The 6,626-nt window shown below is 66.7% G+C and carries 5 protein-coding genes and 2 pseudogenes; 3 read left to right on the top strand and 4 right to left on the bottom strand.

The annotated features are described in order from the left end of the window. Nucleotides 1-379: transposase family protein (locus ITX44_RS37445; protein WP_307795659.1), on the top strand; the 379-nt coding region annotated here is incomplete at its 5' end. Then, nucleotides 376-1,785: a hypothetical protein gene (locus ITX44_RS37440; RefSeq protein WP_205363848.1), complete on the top strand. Its 1,410-nt coding sequence runs from the start codon at nt 376-378 to the stop codon at nt 1,783-1,785. The genes ITX44_RS37445 and ITX44_RS37440, both read left to right, overlap by 4 nt. A 561-nt stretch (nt 1,786-2,346) precedes the next feature. Here the strand turns inward: ITX44_RS37440 and ITX44_RS37435 are convergent. Next, a pseudogene (locus tag ITX44_RS37435) lies at nt 2,347-3,549 on the bottom strand (IS1380 family transposase); the annotation flags it as partial. A gap of 152 nt (nt 3,550-3,701) precedes the next feature. Continuing rightward, nucleotides 3,702-4,289, bottom strand: a complete 588-nt coding sequence (locus ITX44_RS37430) for a hypothetical protein (RefSeq protein WP_205363847.1) — start codon at nt 4,287-4,289, stop codon at nt 3,702-3,704. Nucleotides 4,290-4,621: 332 nt separating this feature from the next. Between ITX44_RS37430 and ITX44_RS37425 the strand changes: the two genes are divergently transcribed. Then, a complete protein-coding gene (locus ITX44_RS37425; RefSeq protein ID WP_205363846.1) occupies nt 4,622-5,017 on the top strand; it encodes a hypothetical protein in 396 nt (131 codons plus the stop codon). A 345-nt stretch (nt 5,018-5,362) separates the two neighbouring features. On the opposite strand, the pseudogene ITX44_RS41895 reads toward ITX44_RS37425, so the two are convergent. Together ITX44_RS41895 and ITX44_RS37420 are read right to left on the bottom strand one after the other, a co-directional pair. Continuing rightward, nucleotides 5,363-5,603: pseudogene (locus tag ITX44_RS41895) on the bottom strand (NF041680 family putative transposase); the annotation flags it as partial. 141 nt (nt 5,604-5,744) lie between these two features. After that, nucleotides 5,745-6,527 (bottom strand): phosphotransferase enzyme family protein, encoded by a 783-nt coding sequence (locus tag ITX44_RS37420; RefSeq protein WP_205363845.1) that lies wholly within the window; start codon nt 6,525-6,527, stop codon nt 5,745-5,747. Nucleotides 6,528-6,626: the final 99 nt, after the last annotated feature.

The following is a 6,626-nucleotide window of genomic DNA, read 5'->3' as shown; positions in this document are numbered from 1 at the left end:
TTCACCTGAGGAGTGCAGCTTCCCTGACGACGACATGGACCCTGGACAAGTCCCATCGTCCCAGGTCAGATGCGCTCCTCGCTTATTTGATCAAGCATCGGACACCCGCAGTCGCGAAAGCGCGAGGCTAGTCCTGGCCGACCGCGCCTACCAAGGCGCCGGCGCCACCGTCCGCACCCCCTACTACCGTCACCGCGAACAGCCCGCCCAGTACCAGCAGTACAACCGCGACCACGCCCGCCTGCGAGCACCAGGCGAACGCGCCTTCGCACAACTCAAGACCTGGAAGCTCTTCCGCGCCGCCCGCTGCAGCCCCCGCCGCATCAGCAAACTCATCGCCGCCACCCCGACCCTCCTCACCTGCGAAAACTCAGGATGAAAGAGGCTCACTCAGGGCCGGAAGTGAAAGGGTGGCCTCCGCTTTTCCGCATTCTCGCCGCATCGGCGTCGGCCGCCTGTTCAGCGCCTCCGGCCGAGGCTATTGTCAGGAAAATGATGAAGTTCAGTGGGCAGCCTGCCGTTCCCGCCGCCGTCAAATCGTCATTGCAGTCCTTGATCGACAATCGGAAATCGTTCAGCCCGCAGTTACGTGAACTTTTCGACCTGGTCGACGGAAACCTCACCTGCCACCTATTCATCGACGCACTCGCTTCGGGCGTCGACGTGCACGGGTCCACCGGTGTGTTCGTGAGTCCGCCCCAGGCCCCGCAGGGCACCTTGATCGCGGAGGCGCTCCTGCTCAAGCCCCAGATGATACTCGCGCCGCACGAGTCGTTCATCAAGGTGACCGTGATGGCGGGCCCGGGAACGGACCCGGGCCAGGCGGCGGTCACCCTGCTGCACGAACTGGAGCTCCACGTGGCACCGGCCGGTGACCTGCTCAGGGGGATCAGTCAGGAGGTGCGGTCCGACGACGCCCGACTCGGGTTGGTCCTCGCCTACCTGCGCCGCCCTGACGAGCACGTCGCCCTCGACCGCCAGGAGCAGTACGTCCGCAGCGCGGCCCGGATTCGCATGGCCACGGTGAGGAGTTCCGTGCAGGACTGGGGCGCCCGCCTGATGACGGGTGCCTGCGCGGACGCCCTTGAGCAGTTCGCGGCCTACGAGACCACCCCGGCGAACCGGGTGGCAAACTCGGTGGAACGCGCGCAATGGCTGGCGGCCCTGGTCGACGCCCTTCGGAGCCATGGCCCCGAGGCCGTTCTCCAGACGCAACTGCCGACCCGGCCGGCGGTCCACGCCCGCCCCGCCTTCGACGGTGACCTGTCCACGCTGGTGGCCTTCAGGACGTTCCAGCGCGTCGACCCGCTCGACATCATCGACGAGGCGCGGACGACACGCGGCGCAACGGTGCTCGGTGTGCTGGACCTCTACCGGCACCGGATCGTTCCCGCCCTCCTGGCCCAGGCAGGCCCCCTCGGGCTGACCGACCCGATCCAGCAGACGTTCTTCCTGACCTATCACGGCGTGCCGGGCCTGATCGCCTGGGAGGCCGGCAACACCGGTGCCGGTGCCGCCGCCGGCACCCTGGAGGACGTGAAGGTCGTCCCGGCATGGCCGCCGACGGAGCCGGTCTTCTGGCTCACCCGCGAGGAACGCACCTCATGGACCCGGGACACGGGCATTCCCCGGTCGGTGTTCGACACCCCGGGCATCGAGAACGGAAGCTACCTCTACGTCGACGGCGTGAAGTACCGTGCGGCGGTGGCCGACAGCGATCGGGTGGGTGAAACGAGGCTCTTCGCCTACGGCCGCAGATATATGGTGCTGCGCCCGGTCCGCTGACCGCGCCGCCCGCCGCAGCCCCCGCCGCATCAGCAAACTCATCGCCGCCACCCACACCCTCCTCACCTGCGAAAACTCAGGATGAAAGAGGCTCACTGACGGCATGGGGTCGAACCCATCGAGTGAGCGACGCCGAAGGCGCCCTTGACGGGGAGCCCCGGCCGGACACTGAGGAGGCGGCGACTCTGCCACCTGAGAACACCGCCGTCTTCCGATCGTGAGCAGGAGTTCGTCAGGCCATGCCAGAAGCCGAAGATCATTCACGAAATCGAAGACAGAACCTTGATTTTCGCCACCCGGTGCTCACGGGTTCCCCAGACTCGCTCTCCTTGATTCCTCACCTGCGGGACGCCGACTTGCGGACCTGTGCCGCACGGTTCTCACAACCAGGGGTACTGCTAGCCTCGATCTTTCTTGAGCGTCCGCCGGCGGAGTCGGTGGGTCGTTTCGCTTTCCGGAGCTGATGGTGGGCAAGCCGGTTGCCCGGCTGTCGCGTCGGGTGGGCGCCGGGTTCCACTGCTCCGGGTCGGGTGGTGCTGTTGTCGGGGCGGGAAGTGTGCTGGTCAGCCGGGGCACGGCCATCCAGGCCAGCAGGTCCAAGGCGATCTGGACGATCTCCAGCCAGATCCGGTTCTGCGCGGTGTGGTGGAGGGGCAGGTTGCGCAGGCCGGTGGCGCGGGCGGCGCGGAAGCGGTCCTCGGCCCGGGCCCGCAGCCGGTGGCGCAACTCCAGGTCGGCGATCGGCCGATCAGAGGTGTTGGTCGCGAAACACGTGATCCGCATGCCGTCCGCGTCGGTGAGACTCAGCTGGGCCCCGGGATGCGGCCGTTCCTTGCGCACCACCAAACGCATGCCCTTCGGCCAGCCGTCCAGCAGCTTGCCCGTGAGCTCGGCGACCCAGGCCCCGTCGCGGACCGTGCCGTCGGCCTCGACAGCCGGGGTCCAGGCCGAGGCCGGAATCTTCAGCACGTGTTCGTGGACGGGTTCGGTGATCACCATTCCGACCGAGTAGGACAGCCATCGGCCTCGTTTTGCGAGCCAGGACACGAAGGCGTGGGTGCCGCCGGCGGAGTCCGTGCGGATCAGCGTCTGCCGTCCTCGCCGGTACTTCTTCGGCAGTTGGGTCAGGGCCAGCTGGGTGGTGGTGATGTGGTCGGCGGCCGTGTTCGAGCCTGCGTTGCCTGGTCGCAGGAGAGCGGCGACCGGTTCTCCGGTTCCGCCCGAGCCGTGGTCGACGAACGCCACGAGGGGGTGGTGGCCGTAGGTCTTCTTCCAGGTCGCGGTCGCGTCCTGCTTGTCGGAGTGCGCGATCACCAGGACACCGTCGAGGTCGACGGTGACCTGCCCATCGGCATCCGGGGCGTCCTTGCCCGCCAGTGCCCAGGCCCGGTTGCGGACTTCGGCCCGTGCGGCCCGGATGGCCTGCAGGGCTTTCTCGCCGGAGGCGGCGAGGGTGTCGATCACGCGCGAGACCGTCGGGTCGGAAGCGACCGGGCCGAAGAAAGCCGGCTCGCACCGCAACGTCGCGATGTCCGCGAGGCAGTCCCCGCCCAGTGCGACGGCCAGGGCGAGGTCCAGGAGGACCTTGCCGGGATCGTGGACGGCCCGCGGTTTGCGCCACGGAGCCAGAGCTGCGGATATGGCCTGGTCAAGGCCGGTCATGCGGACCGTTTCAACGAGCAGGACCGACCCGGCCTGGGAGACGATCTGACGGCCGTCGCCCTGAACGCGGGTACGGGGATAGGACCCGATAGGGTGCTTCACCTGGGAAGTGCCTCCGGCTGCAGCGGGAACAAGGACCTCGACAATCCTCATTCTTGCTAGTCAGAGGCACTTTCTGCGTTGCTGACCGCCTGTCGGACAGCCCACTTCATGAAAGCCCGAGGCTAGTGAGACTCGGGACCCGGGACCGAATCTCAGGTGCAGACGATGGGGCAGCCGCGGCGGATCGAGTGCTGGGCAGCTCGCAGGAACAGCGCAACGTAGAAGGCTCTGTCGAGGTCATCACTCCACGGTCCTGGTCGGTTGCTCCCCAGATGCTTCGCCCCTTCGGAGCGGAACCACATGGTCAGGTCAAGGCTGTCGCATGTCACTGGGGTCTCGGGCGGCAGATCGATGGCTGCTGCCAGCTTCTCCGCGAGGGGTAGCGCTCGGGGAGCGCCGACGACCACCGTCGGCTCGCCGTAACCGGCGTCGATGGGCAACACGATCGCCTCGTCGAGCGCAAAAGGCACGAGCACCGTCCAGCCACAAAGGGTCTCTGCTTCCGCTTGCGACAGGTGGGTCTCGCACAAGGCGAGGAATCCGGTCATGGGCGGGGTCAGTTTCTCCTCGAAGGCTTGCCCTGAGCCTGGTACGAAGGCTGTCTCCGCAGGGACGTTCTCATAGGGCGGCAGGCTCCGTCGCCTGAGTTCGGTGTTGAGTGCCGAGGCGACTTCGCCCCACCCGTCTTCCTCGTCATCGAACCATTCCTCCGCGCCGACGCTCACCAAATACACGCCCATGTGGGGAAGGTACAGTCCGCATCTGACATCGATCAGGGAGACAGCGACGGGTGCGTGTGACCACGCAAAGGCCGGATCCAGCGGGGCCTACTCAGGACGCCGTTTCGCACGTCACGCGTGCGGCCGCCCCGTGAGCCGCCTCTTACGCCCGCTGGTTCGGCCACAGGCCCTCGGGTGCTCCGGCAGCACCTGTTGTCGGGACCGTCCGACCCTCTCACACCCAGGTCGTGCCACGCCAACCTGAAACCACACCTTCGTCATCCGAATCCGTGGGAGGCGGCGCCTGAATGGCGCAGGTTTCTCCCGTGAGGTGGATGCTGCATGATCGAGCGGTGTTGGTCGAGTTGGAGAAGATCGCGAAGTTCTCGTGGAGTCCTGTGCTGGCCCAGGTCAAGACGGCGCTCGGTCGCACTGCTGTCCGTTGGTGCGGGGATCCGGGGGCTGAGCCCGGCGAATACCACGTGGAGTGGACTGTCGACGAGGTGATCGTCTGGGGGCGGAATGCCAAGCCGGCAATCGGGGCCGGGCCTGAGGTGCGCCCCGGCGGGCACTGTGTTGTCCTGCGGGGGCGGCTGAGCCTTGAGGAAGACGGTGTGGCGGTGCTGCGCTTGGGTGACGCAAACATCCTGCTGGAGCTGGCCGATCCATTGCCTGATGGCGTCGTCGGCACGTGGGTCGAGCTCTTCGTAGAGCGCGAGAAGATCGCTCTCTATCCCTACGAACTCTGACCGACGGTCAGGACGGAATGGGCTCCCGACGCGAGACGACCGTGGCGTCGATCCGGTCGGCGAGGTGGGTCAACGTCTCCTGCCGGCCCATGCCGAAGGCCGTGGCGACGTACTTGGGGGGCAGACAGTAGATCTCCGGCCCGGCCGTTGTCCGGGTGGGCCGGATTTTCGGGGAGGGGTGCGGGGCATGCGAGTGGATTTCGGGCGCCGAATGGTCGGGTACGTGATCGCGGCGGCTCCTTCCTGAACGTGCACGCAGGCGACCTCCTGGTCAGCCTGGAAACCACCGATCACTCCGGGTGCCTCTGAGGATTGTCCCGTACGCGATCTACGGCATGCTTGCCAGGGACCGGGACGGACGGCGTCCAGGAGTTGGCACCAGGACGTCCGGCCCGATTCGAGAGCGGCGACGAAGGAGTACGGCCAGCCGGGGATGAACTGATCCGAGGACCGTCCGCGCACAACAATGCATCCACGAGTTCGAACAGTTCTCCCCGCGCACGGTCAGACAGTCGAATAAGTCCTTCCGGAAGCGTGACGCTTGCGCGAACGCCTCCCCGGGACCACTGTAAGGCAGCAGACTCATCCTCACGGCCTTCGTCTCGATAGGTGCACCTTGGTCGGAGCACATGATCAGGAAGGCCGCTTCAATGTCCGGCGAATGCCCAGGTGAGTGACCCAGTTCGAGATGTCGTTCGACGCCGGGCCAGGCACGGACACTGCTGCCTCAGCCAGCGAGCAGGGCCTGCATCCACTGGTCTTCGCGTTGCTCGATGTATTCGGCGTCGTTTCGCCAGGCGTCGCCGTGGCCTTCAGCCCACAGCCTTGCCCAGGGCTGGGCTCCTTGGGCTGCCTGGCTGCGCAGGAAGTCGTGCATGGAACGCGTACGGCGCCCCAACAGAGGGACCAACCGGCGACGTTCGGACTCAGCGAGACCGTAGGCGCGGGCGAAGACTCGCAGTCGGTCCGCCGCGTCCGGGCTCTGCCAGTGCGGATGCGCGGACAGCGGGACGAACCCGTGAACGGCGTATGCGACATCCCACAGGGCCGAGCCGGGACCTGCAGCGTCCCAGTCGATGAAGGCCCACCGCGCCTCGTCTGCGACCACAAGGTTCCAGGGCGCCAGGTCGTTATGGGCGATGATGTCACTGCCCTCAGCGGGAATCAGCGTCTGCCACCGCGCATCGGACGGCGGCGTGAAGTCCTGCACGGCATCGTGGAAGTCCCGGATCAGCCGTGCCACGCGGGCCAGTTGTCGAGCGGGTTCCATCAGCGAGAACCGGTCGGGCCAGACCACCTCTCCCGGCATGAAGGTCAGGACCTCACGCCCCTGATCGTCAATGCCGAGCGGACGAGGCGCCGCGCCGAATCCCACCTCGTGCAGGTGGGCAAGCAGGGCATGCACGGCGGAGGTCCATACTCCGGCCGGACGGCGAACGGTGTCCCCGACGCGAACGACACCACCATTGACGTTGCCGCCGGACAAAGGCTGTTCGTCATCGCGCCGCATCGAACCAGTGTGTCGGATCAGCTCGTCGTGATCACCCATTAAGGGGAGGACCATTAAGGGGAGGAGAGCGTCAGAGTAGGGGCGGAGGTTGAAGAACAA

This window comes from Actinacidiphila acididurans (assembly GCF_016918855.1).
Classification (GTDB): Bacteria; Actinomycetota; Actinomycetes; order Streptomycetales; family Streptomycetaceae; genus Actinacidiphila; species Actinacidiphila acididurans.
This window is presented reverse-complemented; position numbering and strand designations above follow the sequence as displayed.